Below are 356 nucleotides of genomic sequence, written 5' to 3' on the forward strand. Positions count from 1 at the left end.
CATCAACATTTCAATGAGGAGACACGCGACAAGGATGTCCTTCGTAATCCCAAAACCCAAGCGCATACGAGTGACCCATTCACCCTGATCTTTGACCAGGGCCGCCAGCTGGGTATCCAATTCGGCCATCGACGCTGCCGCATTCTGTAGCGCGGTGCCCAGGCCGGCGTAAGCCTCCGACGCCGAACCCACCCAGCTGGCATCCGGAAGAGCCGACTTCAACTGCTCAGAAAGCGTCGTGAAGTGCTGCGAACCATTGTCAAGGCTATTTCCATCGTAGGGCGTTCCGAACCCGGTCGTTAACTCCATGAGTTCGACAGTCGTGAGGGTCCAGGCAATGACAGACAGCCCTTGTT

Annotated in this window: 1 protein-coding gene; it reads right to left on the reverse strand. The window is 56.7% G+C overall.

The features are described 5' to 3' along the window. On the reverse strand, positions 1 to 309 hold a 309-nt coding region (locus tag F0Q45_RS26975), incomplete at its 3' end, for an EspA/EspE family type VII secretion system effector (protein ID WP_306439485.1). Positions 310 to 356 lie beyond the last annotated feature (47 nt).

The sequence above is a fragment of the Mycobacterium simiae genome, from assembly GCF_008370645.1.
GTDB classification, from domain to species: domain Bacteria; phylum Actinomycetota; class Actinomycetes; order Mycobacteriales; family Mycobacteriaceae; genus Mycobacterium; species Mycobacterium simiae_A.